At 74.6% G+C, this 18,627-nt stretch carries 18 protein-coding genes; 6 read left to right on the top strand and 12 right to left on the bottom strand.

From position 1 onward, the window contains the following. Positions 1-8: 8 nt before the first annotated feature. Both ACWDD9_RS01665 and ACWDD9_RS01670 read right to left on the bottom strand, forming a co-directional pair. A complete protein-coding gene (locus tag ACWDD9_RS01665) occupies positions 9-668 on the bottom strand; it encodes a response regulator (protein WP_449810532.1) in 660 nt (219 codons plus the stop codon). A gap of 44 nt (positions 669-712) precedes the next feature. Then, the gene (locus tag ACWDD9_RS01670) at positions 713-2,029 is read right to left on the bottom strand and encodes a sensor histidine kinase (protein WP_449810533.1); all 1,317 of its coding nucleotides are present in this window, start codon (positions 2,027-2,029) and stop codon (positions 713-715) included. 198 nt (positions 2,030-2,227) lie between these two features. Between ACWDD9_RS01670 and ACWDD9_RS01675 the strand changes: the two genes are divergently transcribed. The 3 genes from ACWDD9_RS01675 to ACWDD9_RS01685 are packed head-to-tail and all read left to right on the top strand — an operon-like array spanning position 2,228 to position 4,686. Then, on the top strand, positions 2,228-3,151 hold the full coding sequence (locus tag ACWDD9_RS01675; RefSeq protein ID WP_449810534.1) for an ATP-binding cassette domain-containing protein: 924 nt from the start codon (positions 2,228-2,230) through the stop codon (positions 3,149-3,151). Continuing rightward, positions 3,148-3,912: a hypothetical protein gene (locus ACWDD9_RS01680; protein ID WP_449810535.1), complete on the top strand. Its 765-nt coding sequence runs from the start codon at positions 3,148-3,150 to the stop codon at positions 3,910-3,912. Before ACWDD9_RS01675 ends, ACWDD9_RS01680 begins: the two co-directional genes overlap by 4 nt. A gap of 30 nt (positions 3,913-3,942) precedes the next feature. Beyond that, positions 3,943-4,686 carry a hypothetical protein gene (locus ACWDD9_RS01685; protein WP_375873381.1) on the top strand — a complete coding sequence of 248 codons (744 nt, stop codon included), beginning with the start codon at positions 3,943-3,945 and terminating at the stop codon, positions 4,684-4,686. A gap of 108 nt (positions 4,687-4,794) precedes the next feature. Here the strand turns inward: ACWDD9_RS01685 and ACWDD9_RS01690 are convergent, their stop codons facing one another. Continuing rightward, positions 4,795-5,493: a peptidyl-tRNA hydrolase gene (locus tag ACWDD9_RS01690; RefSeq protein WP_049649724.1), complete on the bottom strand. Its 699-nt coding sequence runs from the start codon at positions 5,491-5,493 to the stop codon at positions 4,795-4,797. 153 nt (positions 5,494-5,646) lie between these two features. Next, on the bottom strand, positions 5,647-6,576 hold the full coding sequence (locus ACWDD9_RS01695) for a hypothetical protein (protein WP_143204631.1): 930 nt from the start codon (positions 6,574-6,576) through the stop codon (positions 5,647-5,649). A 125-nt stretch (positions 6,577-6,701) separates the two neighbouring features. On the opposite strand from ACWDD9_RS01695, the gene ACWDD9_RS01700 reads away from it, so the two are divergent. Next, positions 6,702-7,073, top strand: a complete 372-nt coding sequence (locus ACWDD9_RS01700; protein WP_049649739.1) for a YbjQ family protein — start codon at positions 6,702-6,704, stop codon at positions 7,071-7,073. A gap of 105 nt (positions 7,074-7,178) precedes the next feature. Next, complete coding sequence (locus ACWDD9_RS01705) at positions 7,179-8,348, top strand: NAD(P)-binding domain-containing protein (RefSeq protein ID WP_449810536.1); 1,170 nt, start codon at positions 7,179-7,181, stop codon at positions 8,346-8,348. A 39-nt stretch (positions 8,349-8,387) separates the two neighbouring features. On the opposite strand, the gene paaE is transcribed toward ACWDD9_RS01705, so the two are convergent. From paaE to ACWDD9_RS01745, 8 genes are all read right to left on the bottom strand, one after another. Then, complete coding sequence (gene paaE / locus ACWDD9_RS01710; RefSeq protein WP_449810537.1) at positions 8,388-9,566, bottom strand: 1,2-phenylacetyl-CoA epoxidase subunit PaaE; 1,179 nt, start codon at positions 9,564-9,566, stop codon at positions 8,388-8,390. Then, a complete protein-coding gene (gene paaD / locus ACWDD9_RS01715) occupies positions 9,567-10,118 on the bottom strand; it encodes a 1,2-phenylacetyl-CoA epoxidase subunit PaaD (RefSeq protein WP_449810601.1) in 552 nt (183 codons plus the stop codon). Between the two features lie 95 nt (positions 10,119-10,213). Next, positions 10,214-11,137, bottom strand: a complete 924-nt coding sequence (paaC, locus tag ACWDD9_RS01720) for a 1,2-phenylacetyl-CoA epoxidase subunit PaaC (RefSeq protein ID WP_449810538.1) — start codon at positions 11,135-11,137, stop codon at positions 10,214-10,216. A gap of 13 nt (positions 11,138-11,150) precedes the next feature. After that, on the bottom strand, positions 11,151-11,417 hold the full coding sequence (paaB, locus tag ACWDD9_RS01725) for a 1,2-phenylacetyl-CoA epoxidase subunit PaaB (protein WP_220450137.1): 267 nt from the start codon (positions 11,415-11,417) through the stop codon (positions 11,151-11,153). 95 nt (positions 11,418-11,512) lie between these two features. Then, positions 11,513-12,529, bottom strand: coding sequence for a 1,2-phenylacetyl-CoA epoxidase subunit PaaA (paaA, locus tag ACWDD9_RS01730; RefSeq protein ID WP_082345215.1), 1,017 nt, complete (start codon positions 12,527-12,529; stop codon positions 11,513-11,515). A 280-nt stretch (positions 12,530-12,809) separates the two neighbouring features. Next, positions 12,810-14,513, bottom strand: coding sequence for a M20/M25/M40 family metallo-hydrolase (locus ACWDD9_RS01735; protein ID WP_449810539.1), 1,704 nt, complete (start codon positions 14,511-14,513; stop codon positions 12,810-12,812). A gap of 853 nt (positions 14,514-15,366) precedes the next feature. Continuing rightward, entirely contained in the window at positions 15,367-16,026 is a 660-nt protein-coding gene (locus ACWDD9_RS01740; RefSeq protein WP_049649719.1) for a response regulator, read from the bottom strand. Next, positions 16,023-17,525, bottom strand: a complete 1,503-nt coding sequence (locus ACWDD9_RS01745) for a histidine kinase (protein ID WP_449810540.1) — start codon at positions 17,523-17,525, stop codon at positions 16,023-16,025. Before ACWDD9_RS01745 ends, ACWDD9_RS01740 begins: the two co-directional genes overlap by 4 nt. Positions 17,526-17,722: 197 nt before the next feature. On the opposite strand from ACWDD9_RS01745, the gene ACWDD9_RS01750 reads away from it, so the two are divergent. Beyond that, on the top strand, positions 17,723-18,622 hold the full coding sequence (locus ACWDD9_RS01750) for a class I SAM-dependent methyltransferase (protein ID WP_449810541.1): 900 nt from the start codon (positions 17,723-17,725) through the stop codon (positions 18,620-18,622). The last annotated feature ends 5 nt before the right edge of the window (positions 18,623-18,627 follow it).

Below are 18,627 nucleotides of genomic sequence, written 5' to 3' on the forward strand. Positions count from 1 at the left end.
AGACCGCGTCACTCCGAGGGCTCGACGAACCCCGACTCGTACGCCGCGATCACCGCCTGGGTGCGGTCCCGCGCCCCGAGCTTCGCCAGCACGCTGCTGACGTGCGTCTTCACCGTCTGCACGCCGAGGAACAGCCGCTCGGCGATCTCCCCGTTGCTCAGGCCCCGCGCGACCAGCCGCAGCACCTCCGCCTCGCGCCCGGTCAGCGCCGCCCGCTCCATGGCGGCCCGGGCGGTCGGGTTGCCGTGCCCGGCCGCCAGCCGGCGGATCGCGGCCGGGAACAGCAGCGACTCGCCCGCCGCCACCAGCCGTACCGCGTGGGCGATCTCGGCCGGGCGGGTGCGCTTGAGCAGGAAGCCGTCGGCGCCCGCGCGCAACGCCTGGTAGACGTAGTCGTCGTTCTCGAAGGTGGTCACGACCAGGATCCTCGGCGGACGCTCCCCCGGTGCGCCGGGGCGCAGCAGCTCGCGGGTGGCCGCCAAGCCGTCCAGCACGGGCATCCGGACGTCCATCAGCACCACGTGCGGGCGCAGCGCGCGGGCCAGCGCGACCGCTTCCGCGCCGTCGGCCGCCTCGCCGACCACCCGCTGGTCCCCCTGCGCCTCCAGGACGGCCCGCAGGCCGGCCCGGACCAGTTCCTCGTCGTCGGCGAGCAGGATCTCCGTCATCCCCGCGGCTCCTCCGGCCGGGCCTCGCGTCACAGGATCGTTCGTCACGAGCCCAAGCGTAGGGGCAGCCGGACGGTCAGCACCCACTCCCCTCCGCCCTCCTGCGACACCCCCGCCGCCGCCTCCCCGCCGAGCAGCGTGGCGCGCTCGCGGATGCCGCGCAGCCCCTTGCCGCCCTTGCGCGTCGCGCCCCGGCCCGCACCGCCCGCCGGAGGCCGTGCCGAGCCGACCGAACCGGCAGGCCCGGCCGCGCCGACCGCCGAACGCCCGGCGCCGGGCAGCCGGTTGGCGCAGCGCAGCTCCAACTGCCCTTCCCGTACGGCGATCCGGATGTCGACCGGCTCGCCGGGCGCGTACTTGAGCGCGTTGGTGACACCCTCCTGGACGATCCGGTACGACTCGCGGGAGAGCACCCCGGGCAGCGTGCCGGGCGGCACCTCCATCCGCGCCTCCACCGGGCTGCCGGCCGCCCGGGCGGTGTCGAACAGCGCGGGCAGCTGGTCGATCCCGGGCTGTTCGGTGGCCACGCCGTTCGCCCCGGCCGGGGTCTCGCGCAGCAGCACGAGGGTGCGTTCGAGGTCCTCCATGGCCTGTCGGCCGGTCTCCTCGATGACTTCGAGCGCCTTGGCGACGAAGGCCGGGTCCCCGACCTCGCGCGCCGCGCCCGCCTGAAGGACCGTCACCGTCAGTGCGTGGCCGATCGAATCGTGCAGCTCCCGGGCCAACCGGTTGCGCTCCAGCAGGCGTTCGGCCCGCAGCTCCGCCTCCGCCAGCCGCTCGGTCGGCGACGGGCCCAGCAGCCGTACGGCCATGGCTAGTTGGAGGCGCCCGGCGAGGACCAGGAACCAGCCGAAACCGAGTACCAGCAGAGGGGAGAACGGGAGGTACCAGAGCGCGTCCGGACCGGTCAGCCGGTCGTAGCACGCGGCGGAGCCGAGGGAAAGCACGAACCCGGCCACCGAGCCGAGCGCGACCCGGCCGATCAGCCAACCCGCCGTCCGCCGCCGGTCGGCCCAGGTGCGGGAGGGCTCGGCGGCGATGTCCTCCTCGCGGTCGGGCACCAGCAGCAACCGCGCCTGCACCCCCTCCGCCCGCCGAGCCGCCGGGATGAGCGCGAGCGCCGCGAGCAGCACGCAGTCCACCAGTACGCTCGCCGTGAGGATCTCGCCGAGGCCCTTCCGGTACGTCCCCGGATAGATCATCAGCACCACGCCCGCGAAGATCCACCCCACCAGCAGGTGCAGCAGCCGCGCGTACGTGACACCGGCCGCCAGCGGCGCGACGAGCCTGGCCACCGCACTTCCCGGCGCGGATCCTCCGGACACCGCGCTCGCGCTCCTCAGCGCTGCGATCTTGGACATTGCGCCATCCTGCCAGGTCGCCCCCGGCCCCCGGATCCCGCGCCGGTCGCCCGCGTCCTCCCTCCTGGGAGGGAGGTGGCTCCCCGCCCCGGCGGGATCCGCCGCACCGGCCCGCTCCGGTCGAATGGAGCCACCGACCGGGGCAGCGACAGCGGGCACCGGCGGAGACCACCGACGACGAGACGAGGGGAGCGGGCCGTGATCGAGATCCAGGGCCTGACCAAGGAGTACGACGGCCGGCGCGTCGTCGACGACCTGACCTTCGAGGTCCGACCCGGCGTGGTGACCGGCTTCCTCGGCCCGAACGGCGCCGGCAAGAGCACCACCATGCGCCTGGTCCTCGGCCTCGACCGGCCGACCGCCGGACACGCCCTGGTCGACGGCCGCCCGTACGCCGAACTCCCCGCCCCGCTGCGGACGGTGGGCGCACTGCTGGACGCCCAGGCGATGCACGGCGGCCGGACCGCGCACGGCCACCTGCGCTGGCTCGCCGCGAGCAACGGGCTGCCGGCCCGCCAGGTCGACGAGGTGCTCGGCCAGGTCGGCCTGGCGGACGCGGCCGGACGGCGGATCCGGGGCTTCTCGCTCGGCATGCGCCAGCGCCTCGGGGTGGCCGCCGCCCTGCTCGGCGACCCGCCGGTGCTGCTGCTGGACGAACCCGTCAACGGCCTGGACCCGGAGGGCATCCGCTGGATCCGCACCCTGCTGCGCGACCTGGCCGCCGAAGGCCGGGCGGTGCTGGTCTCCTCGCACCTGATGACCGAAATGGCGCTCACCGCCGACCACTTGGTGGTGATCGGGCGCGGGCGACTGCTCGCCGACGCCGCCACCTCCGAGTTCATCGACCGCCACGGCCGGACCCGGATCAGGGTCCGCGCCGTCGCCCCCGCCAAGCTCGCCGCCCTGCTCGACGGCCCCGGCCACGACCACGGCCTCGACGCCACCGAAGTCGACGGCGGCGCCTGGGAGGTGAGCGGCGCCGAACCCGAGCGGATCGCCGCACTCGCCGCCGCCAACGGGGTGGTGCTGTACGAGATCGCCGTCCAACAGGACTCGCTGGAGGAGGCGTTCATGCGGATGACCGCCGACAGCGTCGAGTACCGCGCGGAGGCCTCCGCATGACCACAACCGGTGCCGACTCCGCGCACGTCCTGCACGTCCTGCGCGCCGAGCGGATCAAGCTCACCACCCTCCGCTCGCTCTGGATCACCCCACTGCTCGCCCTGCTGCTGACCGCCGGGGTCACCACGGCCATCGGCGCGGCCATCGGCGGCAAGGACCACAGCATCACCGACGACCCGAGCATCGGGGTCTTCTACGGGCTCAACTTCGGCCAGGCGGCCCTTGCCTGCTTCGGCATCCTGCTGATCGGGCAGGAGTTCAACACCCGCATGATCAACGTGTCGCTCACCGCCGTCCCGCGCCGTAACCGGCTGTACGGCGCCAAGTTGGCGCTCGGCGCGCTCGTCGGCCTCGCCGTCGGCGCCGTCGGCACGGCGGGCGCCTTCGCCGGCTACGCGGCCACCGCCCCGGGCGCCTGGGACGGGCCGGCCCTCCTGCGCAGCGCCGTCGCCGGCGTGCTCTACCAGGCGCTGCTGGTGGTGCTCTGCCTCGGAGCGACCGCGCTGCTGGGCAACCTCACCGCCGCCATGGGACTGCTGGTGCCGACCGTCTTCCTGCTCTCGCCACTGCTCGGCGGAGTGCCCGGGGTCCGCCGGGTCGTCCAGTTCCTGCCCGACCGGGCCGGCCAGTACGCCCTGCGGTACGCCGACGACCCGCAGGTCGCGTACGGGCACTGGACCGGGCTGCTGATCATGGCGCTCTGGACGGCGCTGGCGGCGTACGGCGGCCTGCGCGCGCTGCGCCGCATCGGCGCCAAGTGACGACGGACGAACGGGAAACGAGAGAAAACCATGAGCACGCTCGCCGGCGCCCTGCGCGCCGAACGCGTCAAGTTCACCACCCTGCCCTCGCAGTGGGCGGCCCCGCTGGTCGCCCTGGCACTGACCGTCGGCGTCACGGCCGCCGTCAGCGCCGCCTACGGGGCGAAGGACCACACGCCCGCCCCGGACCCGGCCAACGGGATCTTCTACGGGCTGCTCTTCGGCCACGTCGCGGTGGCCTGCCTCGGCATCCTGCTGATCGGGCAGGAGTTCAACACCCGCATGATCGGCACCTCGCTCACCGCCGTCCCCCGGCGCGGGCGGCTGTACGGCGCCAAGCTCGCGCTCGGCGCCGGGCTGGGCCTGCTGCTCGGCCTGGCCTCGACGGCGGGCTCGTTCCTGGCCGTCGGCACCACCGTCGGCCTGGACCTCTCCACCCCGGGCCTGGCCCGCAGCTTCCTGGCCGGCGTGCTGTACCACCCGATGATGGTGCTGCTCTGCCTCGGACTGACCGCGATGCTGGGCAACTTCAGCGCCGCGCTCGGCCTGCTGACCCCGATGGTGTTCCTGGGCACCACCTGGCTGGCCGCCATCCCCGGTGTCCGGGAACTCGGCCAGTTCCTGCCCGACCGGGCCGGCCTCTACGCGACGCGCACCCAGACCGAGCCGGGCATCCACTACGGCCACTGGACCGGGCTGCTGATCATGGCGCTCTGGACGGCCCTGGCGGCCTACGGCGGACTCCGGGCGATGCGGCGGTACCAGCACAGCTGACGGACGACAGCCGACAGCAAACGGCGAACAGATGACAGATTTCGAAATCTGTCATCTGTTCGCTGTCGTCTGTTAGCTGTTAGCTGTCCGCTGTCGCCTGTCAGCCCGTCACCGCAGCGCCGGGTGCTCCGCGATCACCGTGCAGCTCCCGGGCGCGATCTCGGTGAAGCCCGCGTCCTGGACCACCGGCAGCCCGCTGCGGACGAGCTCCTCCCACGCCTCCGGTGAGGCGGTCCGGACCGCGAGCGCGAAGCCGGCCTCGGCCCACTCCTTGCGCTGCGCCTCGTCCAGCCGCCACCACGCGAGCTGGGCGGCGTGCCCGGTCTGCGCCATCGTCTTGCCCGCGCTCATCTCCAGCTCGGGGTTGAGCCACAGCACCGGCAGCCCCGGCTCGGGCGCGCCGACCTCGGCCGTCTCCTCGAGGTCCGTCCCGGACACCTGGAGCTTGGCGAGTTCCTTCGGCCAGCCGTCCAGCGGGACCGGCGGGAACACCCGCACCTCGGCCTCCCGCCCGTGCACCGTGACGCCCGGCAGCTCGCCGGCCCGGCGCCACTCCCCGCCCCGGGCCCGCCGGACCACCTTGCGGATCCGGGCGTCCTCCCAGGCCTCGACCCGCTCCGCCCACTCGCCGCCCGCCTCGGTCACCCGAGGGTCGGCGAGCAGGGTGAGCACCGCCCGCGCCGAGGTCTCCAGCGCGTCCGTCCGGCCCGGCGGAGTGGCCCGCTCCAGCCGGACGACCAGCGGCAGCACGTACTGCGGCCGCTCGTCGCGGTCCTCGCGCGACGGGGCGTCGCCGGGGTCGGCCACCGGAGCGGGGGCCGGGCTGAGGGGAGTCGGGGCGTCGGAAGGAGAAGTCACCCGTCCAGGATGCCAGCCCCGCCCCGACCGACTCGGCCCGCCCCGTCCGCCCCGGTGGTCACCCCGGCACTCGCGTCGGCACTCCCGCCGGTACTCGACCCGTCAGCGCCGGTAGCCGCGCTGCGGGTCCCGCTCCTCCGCGTCCTCGTACATCAGGAACCAGCCCTCCGGGTGGGTGGCCGCGAGCAGCATCTCGGTGCGCTGCTCCGCCGCCAGCTCCGGATCGCCCTCGTCCGGCCCGTAGACCCCGAACAGCTCGTCCTGGCAGCCGTCCCAGTCGTAGTCGTACAGGTCGGCCGGGAGGTCGCCCATCATGTCCGCCACCGACTCGGGTTGCGCACCGAGCAGCGCCCGGGCGTCCACCAGGGCCATCCGCAGCGCGATGTCCTCGGCCAGGCAGCGCGGCAGCGGCCACTCGCCGAGCGCGAGGTCGTCGGCGAGGTCGTCGAAGGCCCGGGCCATCGCGCGGCGCCAGCCCCGGTGCATCCGCCAGGTGCGTTCGGGAAGCCGGGCGAAGACCGTCCAGTCCACGTCATCGCTGTCGGCGACCGCCTCGTCCCCGTGCTCGTCGAGGTCGTCGTACGCGGCGTCGGCCAGGCCGATCAGCTGGGCGTGGAGCAGGCAGGCCGTGCGCGGGGTGAGCGTCCAGTCCGCGCCCGCGCCGCCCTCCTCCTCATCGCCCTCCAGCGGGAACAGGTCGGCGAAGTCCGGTGTGAAGTCCTCCGTGACGCTGATCTCCAGCGTGCCGCCGATCGCCTCCACCCCGGGGATGGCGGCCACCAGCCGGTCCGGATGCAGCAGCGCGCCGAGCGCCGCGTTGGCGTCCTCGGCGACCTCGCGCAGCAGTTCGCGGCGCTGCCCGGCCGGGTCGACGCCCCCGAAGTCCAGCTCCTCGACGGCCCTGATCGCGGCCGCGCGCAGGGCCGGCCAGTCGGTGATCCGCAGGCCCAGCACCACCGTCGCCTCGATCTCCTGCGCGCCGGAGTCCTCCGCCGCGCCCGGCCCCTGTGGATGATCACTTCGCTCGCCCATGGGGCTAACGGTACGGCCTTTCGGTCGCCCGATCACCGGTCCGGACCAGCTTCCGGGAGCCTTCTCGGCCACCGCCCGGCCCCGCCGCTGTCACTCGGACGCAGGAGTTTGGCAGGATGAGCCGCATGGCTGACATCAACGAGTACGGCGGCGGGCAGGGCCCGAACGCCGACGTCCTGGTCGTGACCACCAACGACATCCCCGGTTACCGGGTCGACCACGTGATCGGCGAGGTCTTCGGGCTGACCGTCCGCAGCCGCCACGTCGGCAGCCAGATCGGTGCCGGTCTGAAGTCACTGGTCGGCGGCGAGCTGCGCGGTCTGACGAAGACCCTGGTCGAGAGCCGCAACGAGGCGATGCAGCGGCTGATCGAGCAGACCAAGGCGCGCGGCGGCAACGCCGTCCTGATGATGCGCTTCGACGTCACGGAGGCGGCCGCCGTGGGTACCGAGGTCTGCGCCTACGGCACCGCCGCGGTCATCTCCCCGGTCTCCTGACGTTCCTCCTGTGACATTCCCCTCCTGACCGGGGAACACCCGCCGACCCCCCGATGTTTCCCGGGGGTGACTGTTTACGGTGCAACGAACAGCGTTCCGGAACGGGTGGACGTCCTGGTGGTGGGCGCCGGACAGGCAGGTCTGTCCGCCGCCTACCACCTGCACCGCCGCGGCTTCGCCCGTCACCGGACGGGCGTCGACGGCGGCTTCGTCGTCCTCGACGCCAACGCCGTCCCCGGCGGTGCCTGGGCGTACCGCTCGCCGTCCCTGCGGATGGCCACCGTGCACGGCGTCCACGACCTCCCGGACGCCGAACTCCCGCCGCCGGACCCGGACGCCCCCGCGCGCGAGGTGGTGCCGGAGTACTTCGCGGCGTACGAGGCGCAGCACGCGCTCCCGGTCGTACGCCCGGTCGCGGTGCGCGCCGTACGCGCCGAGTCCGAGCGCCCGGACTCCCGGCTGCTGGTCGAGACCGACCGCGGCACGTGGTCCACCCGCGCGCTGATCAACGCCACCGGCACCTGGACCCGCCCGTTCCTCCCGCACTACCCGGGCCGCTTCGCGGGCCGCCAGCTGCACTACGCCGAGTACCGCGGCCCCGAGGAGTTCACGGGCAAGCGGGTGCTGGTGGTGGGCGGCGGCGCCTCGGCGGTCCAGGTGCTGTCGGAGGTCGCCGCGGTCGGCGAGACGGTGTGGGTCACCCGCTCCGAGCCCGTCTACCACGACGGGCCGTTCACCCCCGAGTACGGGCGCGCGGTGGTCGCCAGGGTCGAGGAGCGGGTCCGGCAGGGGCTTCCGCCGCGCAGTGTGGTGAGCGTGACCGGGCTCGGCCCGTCCGTCGCCTACCGGCGCGCCGAGGAGCTGGGCGCGCTGCACCGCCGACCGATGTTCGACCGCCTGACCGAGCACGGGGTCGCCTGGGGCGACGAGGAGCTGACCGTGGACGCGATCGTCTGGGCGACCGGCTTCCGGCCCGAGGTCGGGCACCTCGCTCCGCTCGGGCTGCGCTCCCCCGGCGGCGGCATCGCGCTCACCGGCACCCGGGCCACCGCCGACCCCCGCGTCCACCTGGTCGGCTACGGCCCGTCCGCCAGCACCGTCGGCGCCAACCGGGCCGGGCGGGCGGCCGTCAACGACCTCGTCAAGCTGCTCGGGGACCCTGCGCCCGGGCGGCCGACGATCTCCGGCCCGACGATCGCGAGCCCGACGATCGCCGGCCCGAGGGTCGGGAGCCCGACGCCCGGTGACCCGGTCATGGAGCCCGCCACCGTCTGAGGCTCGGCGATCGTGGTCCGGTCGGCGGTGGTGGTCCGCTCAGCGGTCGTAGTCCACGGTCACCCGGTCGGTGAGCGGCCGGGCCTGGCAGGTGAGGACGTAGCCGGCGGCCAGCTCCTTCTCCTCCAGCGCGAAGTTGCGGCGCATCTCCACCTCGCCCTCGGTGACCAGGGCGCGGCAGGTGCCGCACACTCCGCCCTTGCAGGCGAACGGCAGGTCGGGGCGGGAGCGCTGGGCGCCGTCCAGGATCGAGCGGTCGCGCGGGAGGCAGAGCGTGCTGCCGCGGCCGTCGAGGACGACGGTGACCTCGCTCCGCGGGCCCGACACGCCGTCGGCGGAGCCGCCGGACGAGCCGTCCGTCCGGTCCCAGTCCTCGTCGCGCTCCGGGAGCGGCTCGTCCTCGGCGTGGAACAGCTCCTGGTGCACCCGCTCGCCCGGCACCTCCAGCTCGGCGAGCAGGTCCTTCGCGCCCACGACCATGCCGAACGGGCCGCACAGCCACCAGTGCCCGACGCTCCCGACGTCCACCAGCGCCGCCAGCAGCGCGCGTACCCGCTCCGGGTCCAGCCGGCCGCTGAGCAGTTCGGCGTCCCTGGTCTCCCGGGAGAGCACGTGGACCAGCTGGAAGCGGTCGAGGTAGCGGTCCTTCAGGTCGGCCAGCTCGTCCGCGAACATCACGCTGTCACTGCGCCGGTTGCCGTAGAGCAGGGTGACGGTGGAGCTGCGGTCGGCCGCGAGCACGGAGCCGGCGATCGACAGCATCGGGGTGATCCCGGAGCCGGCCGCGAGCAGCACGTGGTCGGCCGGGACGCCGAGCTCGGGGGTGAACAGGCCGGACGGCGTCAGCACCTCCACCTCCTCGCCCGGCTTCGCCTCGCGCACCAGCCAGCGTGAGAACAGCCCGCCGGGCACCTCCCGGACGGCGATCCGCAGCGGCCCGCCGACCGGGGCGCAGATCGAGTACGAGCGGCGCTCGTCGGTGCCGTCCACCAGCTTGCGCAGGGTCAGGGTCTGCCCGGGGCGGAAGGCGTACTCCTCCGCCAGCCCGACCGGCACCGCGAAGGTCACCGCGACGGCGTCCTCGCAGAGCCGCTCGACCCGGTCGATCCGCAGCCGGTGGAAGGTCGGGCGGCGGGCGGGGCGGATGCCGGTCCCCTCGGCGTCGGGGGCGGACCCGGCGGCGAAGGAGGCGGGGGCGGCGGAGGAAGCGGCGGGCATTCAGATCTCCTTGACGCGTTCGAACGGCTCGCGGCAGGCCCGGCAGCGCCAGAGCGCCTTGCAGGCGGTGGAACCGAAGCGGGACAGCTCCTCCGTGTCGGCGTCGCCGCAGCGCGGGCACGGCACGGGGGGCGCGGCGGCGGTCCTCGGCGCGGCCACGGTGGTGGGCGCGGTCGCGGTTCCGGTGCGGGTGGGACCGAGGGTGAGCGCCACCGGTCCGGCCGCGGCGAAGGAGGCGGCGGTCGGGCGCGGCGGGGCGATGCCCGCCTCGGCGAGCTTGCGACGGCCCTCGGCGGTGATCAGGTCGGTGGACCACGGCGGGTCCAACCGCAGCCGCACCCGGACGTCCGGGTACCCGGCCGCGCGCAGCCGGCGGTCCACGTCGGCGGCCATCTCGGCGACGGCGGGGCAGCCCGAGTAGGTCGGGGTCAGCCACGCGGTCACCGTGCCGCTGCCGCCGTCCACCCCGACCTCGGCCAGGACGCCCAGGTCCGCCAGGGTGAGCATGGGCAGCTCCGGGTCCGGCACGGCCGCGGCGACCGCCCAGGCCAGCTCGCGGGCCGTCGGGTCCGCGGTGCCCGTCCCGACCGTCCCGCCCGTCGGCTCCGCGGTGCCCGTCGGCCCCGGGCCCGTCACGACGTCGCCGGTCACCACGTCGCCCCCGGGTGGGCGCGGGCCAGCACCTGGAACTCGGCGAGCAGTGGGCCGAGCGCCTCGGTGTGCACACCGTCCCGGCCGGCCAGGCCGAGGACGGTGGCCAGCGGCGGTACGTCCGGCACGGTCAGCCCGGCCTCGGCGAGAACGGCGCCGAGCGAGCGCAGTACCGGTCCGCGCAGCGCCGCCGGGTCGACGCCCGCCCGCAGCTCCACCGGGTGCGCCGTGAACAGCTCCTCCAGCAGCGGCCAGACCGCGTCCACCCCGGCCTGCATCCGCCCGGAGGAGTACGGCGTGCCGTCGCCCAGGCGCAGGGTCCAGGCGGTGGCGTACTCCCGGTGGTAGGCCAGCTCCTTGACGCCCCGGGCGGCGACCGCGGCCAGCACCGGGTCGGGGTGCGCGCTCAGCGCCTCGTAGAGGGCGCCGCGCGCGGTGGCGAACAGCAGCAGCCGGGCGATCGAGTAGGCGAAGTCGCCGTTCGGGGCCTCCACCAGGCGGACGTTGCGGAACTCGTGCTCCTCCCGCCAGTACGCCAGGTCGTCCTCGGTGCGGCCGGTACCGTCCGCCTGCCCTGCCCGGGTGAGCAGCAGGCGGGCCTGGCCGAGCAGGTCGAGGCCCAGGTTGGCCAGCGCGACCTCCTCCTCCAGCTCGGGCGCCCGGGTGCACCACTCGATCAGCCGCTGCGCGAGGACCAGGGCGTCGTCGCCCAGCATCTGGCAGTAGGCGGCGAGGTCGGCGCCGTCCAGACCGGGGGGCAGCGCGGTGTCCACGCCGAGCAGGGGATCGGCGAAGCCCGTCCCGTACGCCCAGCGGCCCTCGCCCTCGGGGCCGGGGGCGGCGTCGGCGAGGCTGAGGTAGACGTGGTCGTCCTGGCCGGTGCCGGGGGTGGAGGTGGTGGAGGTGGTGTGGTCGTGCACGGTGGCTCCCCCGTCAGATGTGCGGGACATCCTCGGGGATGTCGTAGAAGGTCGGGTGGCGGTAGACCTTGTCGCCGCTGGGCTCGAAGAACGGGTCGCGCTCGTCCGGGGTGGAGGCGGTGATCGCGTCCGAGCGGACCACCCAGAGGCTCACGCCCTCGTTGCGGCGGGTGTACAGGTCGCGGGCGGCGAGCAGGGCCATCCGGTCGTCGGCGGCGTGCAGCGAGCCGACGTGGACGTGGTTCAGCCCGCGCCGGGGACGCACGAACACCTCGTACAGCGGCCAGCCGGCCTTGGGACCGGCTTTGGAACCGGCCTCGGGCCCGGCCTTGGGCCCGGCCTCGGACCCGGACGGGGAGCCAACCTGGGGGTCGGTCACTTTCCGTTCTCCTGTTCGGTCACATTGGTGGCTTCGGAGGCTTCCGTGGGCCCGGCGGCCTCGGCCGCGCGCTTGGCCGCGTAGGCGACGGCCGCCTCGCGCACCCAGGCACCGTCCTCGTGGGCGGTGCGGCGGCGTTCGACCCGCTGGGCGTTGCAGGGGCCCTGGCCGTGGATGACCCTGGTCAGCTCGGACCAGTCCGGCTCGCCGAAGTCCCAGCCGCCGCGCTCCTCGTTCCAGCGCAGCTCGGGGTCCGGGAGGGTGACGCCCAGGTGCTCGGCCTGCGGGACGGTCATGTCGACGAAGCGCCGGCGCAGCTCGTCGTTGCTGTGCCGCTTGATCCGCCAGGCCATCGAGCGGGCGCTGTTCGGCGAGTCGGCGTCCGAGGGGCCGAACATCATCAGCGACGGCCACCACCAGCGGTCCACCGCGTCCTGGACCATCCGGCGCTGGGCCTCGGTGCCGCGCATCAGCGTCATCAGGAGCTCGTAGCCCTGGCGCTGGTGGAAGGACTCCTCCTTGCAGATCCGCACCATCGCGCGGGCGTACGGACCGTAGCTGCAGCGGCAGAGCGGGACCTGGTTGCAGATCGCGGCGCCGTCCACCAGCCAGCCGATCACGCCGACGTCGGCGAAGGTGAGGGTCGGGTAGTTGAAGATCGAGGAGTACTTCTGGCGGCCGGAGATCAGCTTCTCGGTGAGCTCGGCGCGGTCGACGCCCAGGGTCTCGGCGGCGGCGTAGAGGTAGAGGCCGTGGCCGGCCTCGTCCTGGGCCTTGGCGAGCAGGATGGCCTTGCGGCGCAGGGACGGGGCCCGGGTCAGCCAGTTGCCCTCGGGCTGCATGCCGATGATCTCGGAGTGGGCGTGCTGGGCGATCTGGCGGATCAGGGTGGCCCGGTAGGCGTCGGGCATCCAGTCCCTGGGCTCGATCCGCTGCTCGGCGGCGACGACCGCCTCGAACCGGTCCTCCAGCGTCTGCGCGGGGACCGTCTCGGCCACCTCTGCTGTCACCACAGTCCCCTCTCGTGTCCTGCCCGGCGGCCGCCTGGAGCACGACCAACCGACTGACCGTTCGGTCGGTACCATTCTGCGCGGAGGGGCGGAGGGATGGCAAGGTGCGCAACAGATAACAGCTGACAGATTCTGAAATCTGTCAGCTGTTATCCGTCGGCTGTCTTCTGTTCTCTGTTCGCTGCTCTACGTTCGCCGTCCGCCGTCCGCCGTTCTACGTTCGCCGCCGCCGACTGCCGGGGGCCGGCGACCGGCTCCCGGCCGTCAGCAGCTCACCGCCGGCTCAGCCCTCCGCGCGGTCGCGCAGTCGCGGCAGCGGCACCGCGAGCAGCGCCGCCAGCAGGGCGATCCGGGGAGCGATCTGGTCGACCCGGATGTGCTCGTGCCGGGCGTGGGCCCCGGCGCCCACCGCGCCGAAGCCGTCCAGGGTCGGAAGCCCGCGCGAGCCCGGCAGGTTGGTGTCCCCTGCCCCGCCCGCCGGAGCGCCGTCCAACTGCTGCCCGAGCACCGCAGCGAGCGAACGCACGTGCCGCAACAGCGGGTTGCCGGTCCGCTCGGGCCAGGCCGGACGGCTGGACAGCACCTCCGTACGGACCCGGGCGCCCGGACGCAGCGCGGTGAGCCGGGCGAGGTTGTCCAGCGTACGGCGCTGCGCCTCGACCGTGGCGAAGCGCAGCCCCAGCTCGGCCTCGGCCCGGCCGGCGACCACGTTGGCGCGCGAACCACCGCTGATCCGACCGGCGTTGAGCTCGGTGCCGGGCTGACCGGCGAGGTCGCGCACCAGCACGAGCTGGTCCACCAGCTCGTCGACGGCGGACACCCCGTCGTGGGCGTCGTTGCCCGCGTGCGCCTCGCGGCCGGTCACGGTGAGCCGCACCCGGGTGCTGCCGCGCCGCGCGGTCTTCAACCGACCGTCGGGGTGCGGCGGTTCGAGGCCCAGAACCGCGGCGGCTCCGCGCAGCTGGCGCTCGACCAGGCGGCGTCCGTCGGGGCTGCCCACCTCCTCGTCGGAGACCACGACCAGGCGGACGGTCCGGTGCGGGCGCTCACCCAGGTCCGCGAGCAGCGACAACGCCCCCTCCAGGATGGCGAGTCCGCCCTTCATGTCGACCACGCCGGGCCCGGTGAGCCGGCCGTCCTCCTCCGTCACCGGCCAGTCCGCGAGGGTGCCGACCGGCCACACGGTGTCGTGGTGCCCGACGATCAGCAGGTGCGGCAGGGACTCGTCCCGACCCTCCCACTCCAGTACGAGGTGGTCGCCGGCCGGTCCGGGTTCACGCCGGGCGGTGGCACCGGTGGCACAGAAGCCGACCGCCAACTCCTCGGCGAGCGCGTCGAGTCTGGGGGCGTCCCCACTGGGCGACTCGATCCGCGCCAGGTCGACGCAGCGACGCCGGACGGCCCCGGCGAGGGTGCGGGCCCGGGTGCTGAGCGCCTGCGGCACACCGGGCAGCGCCGTGGTGACGGCGGCGGCCCCGTGGGAGGCGGTGGCGGCCGGGCCCGTCGCGGGCTTCGCGACGACGTTCTTCGCCACGACGTTCTTCGCCACGACGTTCTTCGCCACGACGTTCTTCGTCACAGGGCTCTTCGTCACAGGACTCTTCGCCGCCGCGGCCTTCGCGACGACGGGTTTGGTGAGGGCGGATTTCGTGAGGGCGGACTTGGCGGCTGCGGTCGTGGTGACGGCCACCTTGGCCACGACGGTCTTCGCGGCACCGGAAGCGGCCGCGGTGGCCTGGACCGAAGCGGCGGGAAGCGCAGGGGCCGAGACCGTAGTGCCCGGATCCGCAGCGGCAGTTGCGGTGCCGGCGGCGGTGCCGTTGGTGGTAGTAGCGGTGGCTGCGGCGGTAGCGGCGGCGGTGGTCGCAGTGGCCGTGGCGGCGGCCAGGGCCTCACCGTCGGTGGCGGCCGGGACGGCGACCGACGTCGGGGCGGGTTCCGCGGCGGCGCCCGGTGCGGCGGGCGACCCGACGATCTGGGGACTCAACGCTCGCCTCCGCGGCCGCCGCCGGTATACAGCGGCCGTGCCGGCCGACCGCTCCCGCCCGGGTACCAGGCCCGGCCGGACCGCACCGGCCGACCGGGATGATGAGCGGCCCACCGAATCGGCCTGTCTGGCCCAAGTACGGTGGAACGGTTGGGCGGCGTGCTTGGCATGTGCGTCCTCCTCGCTCGATCCGGTGGCCCCGGTCCGCCCGGAGCCCCGTGGACGGCGGCTTCGTGGCGGTGGGCGCAGTGGCCGGACCGCCGCAGGGAAGCCGAGATGTGAGCCTAGAAGAACCGTTCGGTTTCCTGCGAGGTGGCCCTGTTCCCAGCGTGCCGGTACCGGGCCCCGCTTCGGACAACACCCGTCCGCTTTCGGCGCGGGCGCTCGGCGCGCGGGCCTGGATCGGCGCGCGGACGCGGTCGCCGGATCGCGCCCATCTCCACCATGGACCCGCCGCCCGAGTTCGGCAGCGCAAACGGCCAAGGCACGGCATTTCCACGCCGGATGGGTGACAGCGGCTCAGCACGCGATACGAACCGGGAGCACGCGGCGGCTCATGGAAGCCCGCTTCGACGTCCGCCCCGACTCCGGAGGAACGTCCGGGGAACGCCAAGGTGAACACCGGCCGATGCCGTGCCCCGATGTGCCCCACCGAGCCCCGCCGAGCCCCGACGTGCTTCGGCTGCAACCCGTGGCACGACGGCGCGGCACCCCGGAACAGCGGGACAGCGCCCGGATATGCGCGTGCGCGAACGTTCGCGAACGTACCCGCGGGTGCACGACCGATCGGCACCCGGGCACCCCGGCACCTGGGCACCCGAACCCGGGCCCGGCCGATCCCAGCCGTCCGTCCTCAGCCGCCGTCGCCCATCAGCCCGGCGTCGCGTGCGAGCAGCGCCGCCTGGACCCGGTTGGCGACTCCGAGCCCGGTCAGGATCCGACTGACGTGCGCCTTGACCGTGCTCTCGCGCATCCCGAGCACACCGGCGATCTCGGCATTGGAGAGCCCGTCGGCGAGTTCGCGCAGTACGTCCGTCTCCCGCGGGGTGAGTCCGGCGGCCCGGCTGCGGGCGGCCACCGACCGGGGCGCCCCGACCCGGTGGTAGCGGTCGATCAGCCGCCGAGCGGCCGCCGGGTGCAGCATCCCCTGGCCGCCGGCGACGACATGGACGGCCCGGGCGATCTCCGCGGGCGGGGTGTCCTTCAGCAGGAAGCCGTCCGCCCCGGCCGCGAGCGCCTGGTACACGTACTCGTCCAGGTCGAAGGTGGTGAGGGCGATGACCCGCGGACCGTCGGGGAGTTCGCGCAGCCGCCGGGTGGCGGCGATCCCGTCGAGCCGGGGCATCCGGATGTCCATCAGCGCGACGTCGATCCGCCGACCGGCGGCGAGCTCGACGGCCTGCAGCCCATCGGCGGCCTCGGCGACCACGGTGAGCTCCGGGTCCTGGGCCAGGAGGTCGACCAGGCCGAGACGGACCAGCGCGTCGTCGTCGACCACCATTGTTCGGATCATGCGGCGTCCTTCGGCTGCGGCTTCGGTTCCTGCTCAACGTGCTTCGCCCGCGTCGGTTGCGTCGCTTGCGTCGATTGGTTCGGCTGCGTCGGTTCCTCCGGTTGCTTCGGTTGCTTCGGTGGCTCCGACTGCTTCACTCCTCGCGCCCCCTGCGCCCCTTCCTGCGATTGCCGCGCCCCTGGCGTCCCCTTCCCCCGCTCCGGCTGCGGCGACGCCCGCCCGGGGTGCGCCACCGCGCGCGCCGACTGTGGATCCGGACCGTCGCCACGGAGCCGGGCGGACGCCTCGTCCGGCACCGCCTGCGGCGGGCGGTCCGGCGCGGGTAACCGGGCGGAGAGCCGGAAGCCGCCGCCACCGTCCGGACCGGCGTCGAAGTGGCCGCCGAGGGCGCCGACCCGTTCGGCCAGCCCCACCAGACCGTACCCGCCACCGGTGCCCGGCCCGCCCAACGGCGCCTCGCCCGGGCCGTTGCGGACCTCGACCGTCGTCGCCGGCGCCCCGTAGCCGACCCGTACGGTGACGGGCGCGGCGTGCGCGTGCTTGCGGGCGTTGGTCAGCGCCTCCTGCACCAGCCGGTGCACGGCCAGCCGGTGGGTGGTCGGGATGCTCTCCGGCTCCCCGGAGAGGGTGAGTTCGACCCGTTGGCCGGCCTGGGTCGCCTCGCCGACGAGCTCGGTGAGGTCGCGCAGCGCGGGCGCCGGGACACGCCCGGCCTCGACGGGCACGGACGGCTCGCCTCCCGTGGCGGGCGGGGCCGACGGGTCGGCCCGCAGCGCGCCCAGGACGTCGCGCAGGTCGTCGAGCGACCGGGCGGCGGTGGTGCGCAGCAGTTCGAGGCGGTGGGTGAGCCGGTCGGGGTCGTCGGCGACGGTGCCGGCCCTGGCCTGGTCGCGCAGCACCCCGGCGTGCAGGACCAGGAGGCTGAGCCGGTGGGCCAGCACGTCGTGCATCTCCCGGGCGATCCGGGCCCGTTCGGCGGACCGGGCCTGCTCGGCGCGCAGCTCGCGCTCGCGGCGCAGCGCGTCGACCTGCTCGTGCAGGGTGCGGATCAGCACCCGTCTGCCCCGCAGCCACAGGCCGACCGCCATCGTGGCGGCCTGGACCAGGAGTTGGGACCCGGCGGTACCCGCCCGGCCGACCAGTGAGTCCACACCCACCGCGCTGGCCACCGCGATGACCGAGCCGCCCGCCATCGCCAGGCCCGGCCGGCCGAGGTAGGCGAGGTGGAAGACGCTGAACAGGCCGGGGACGGCCCGGTTGAACAGCCCGCCCGTGAGCACCGGCAGCACGGCCGAGGCCACCGGGTGGCGGCGGGCGAAGAAGAGCGAGACCGCGGCGAGCGCGGCGACGACCGTGCGCGGCAGGCGCAGCGGACCGTCGGTCTGCGTCCACTGGGCGAGGGCCTCCTCGATGGTCAGGCCGAGCAGGCCGAGCAGCAGCAACGTGTCCGTCCCGGCCCGGTGGTCCGGCCCGTACCAGCCGAGCACACTCCGGCGCATGGTGCTCCTCCTTTCCGCTCTCCTCGGCCCGAAAGCCTTCCGTACGTCCGCCCTTGGGCACCTCGGGCTCGATGCTAGGGGCGCTCGGCCGCGGAGCGCCTCTGTCTTCCGGGTAACCGCACCCTCGACTTTCGTCGGGGGTCGGCGCCGCTGACCGGCCGATTCGCGGCGGCTCCGCCCTGCCTAGCGTCGACGGCATGACCAACGAACGGCTCCACCACCGTCCGGACTCCCCTTCCCCCCTGTACAGTTCGCCCGCCGGTGGCGACCACCTGCTGTTCCTCGCCGAGGCCCTGCGCACCTTCCACGACACCGGCGCGCTGGCCCCGAGCGGCCCGGAGCTGGTGAACGCCCTGGTGGTACCGGTCACCAGCCGCCCGAACCGTCCGATCTCGGTGCTGGAGGTCGGCGCCGGCACCGGCGTGGTCACCCGCCGACTGGCCCAAGTGCTGCGCCCGGGCGACCGGTTGCACGTCGTCGAGGCCAACCCGCGGTTCGCCGAACGGCTGCGGGAGGACCCGGTCCTCGCCGCACGCCACCCCGGGGTCGGCCTGCGACTGTCGGCCTGCCGGGTCGAGGAGCTGCCGGAGTGCCGTCGACCGGCGCCGGAAGGGGCCCGGGCGGAGGACCGCGGGCAGCGGTACGACGTGATCGTGTCCGGGCTGCCGTTCACCAACTTCGAGCCCGCACAGGTGCGCGACATCCTCGACCTCTACCTGCGGCTGCTGGCGCCCGGCGGCGAGCTGACGTACTTCGGGTACCTCGGCACGACGACGGCGCGCAGCCTCACCTCCGGCCCCCGCCGGGGCGCCCGCCACCGGGCGGTGGTCCGGCTGCTGCGGCGGTTCGAGCAGGCGTACGGGCTGGGCGAGCGCACGGTGTGGCGCAATGTGCCGCCCGCCCGCGCCTGCCTGCTGCGGTCGCCGGGCGGCCGCGAGACCTGGGCACCGGCCGGGAGCCCCGCCGTCGAGCCCGCTGTCGAGCCCGCTGTCGGGCCGGCGGTCGAACCGGCACTTCCGAGCAAGGCACCGACCACGACGACCACGACGGACACGGCAACCGGATCGGCGGGCGGGGCGGCCCCGCTCCCCCGATGATGGAC

The organism is Kitasatospora sp. NPDC001119 (assembly GCF_053598475.1).

Bases quoted from the DNA above. Each gene is read 5' to 3' on its own strand.
- ACWDD9_RS01740 (WP_049649719.1), bottom strand. From the start codon at position 16,026: ATGATCCGAACAATGGTGGTCGACGACGACGCGCTGGTCCGTCTCGGC.
- ACWDD9_RS01680 (WP_449810535.1), top strand. From the start codon at position 3,148: ATGACCACAACCGGTGCCGACTCCGCGCACGTCCTGCACGTCCTGCGC.
- ACWDD9_RS01750 (WP_449810541.1), top strand. From the start codon at position 17,723: ATGACCAACGAACGGCTCCACCACCGTCCGGACTCCCCTTCCCCCCTG.
- ACWDD9_RS01695 (WP_143204631.1), bottom strand. From the start codon at position 6,576: ATGGGCGAGCGAAGTGATCATCCACAGGGGCCGGGCGCGGCGGAGGAC.
- ACWDD9_RS01700 (WP_049649739.1), top strand. From the start codon at position 6,702: ATGGCTGACATCAACGAGTACGGCGGCGGGCAGGGCCCGAACGCCGAC.
- ACWDD9_RS01670 (WP_449810533.1), bottom strand. From the start codon at position 2,029: ATGTCCAAGATCGCAGCGCTGAGGAGCGCGAGCGCGGTGTCCGGAGGA.
- ACWDD9_RS01685 (WP_375873381.1), top strand. From the start codon at position 3,943: ATGAGCACGCTCGCCGGCGCCCTGCGCGCCGAACGCGTCAAGTTCACC.
- ACWDD9_RS01665 (WP_449810532.1), bottom strand. From the start codon at position 668: ATGACGGAGATCCTGCTCGCCGACGACGAGGAACTGGTCCGGGCCGGC.
- ACWDD9_RS01745 (WP_449810540.1), bottom strand. From the start codon at position 17,525: ATGCGCCGGAGTGTGCTCGGCTGGTACGGGCCGGACCACCGGGCCGGG.
- paaE (WP_449810537.1), bottom strand. From the start codon at position 9,566: ATGCCCGCCGCTTCCTCCGCCGCCCCCGCCTCCTTCGCCGCCGGGTCC.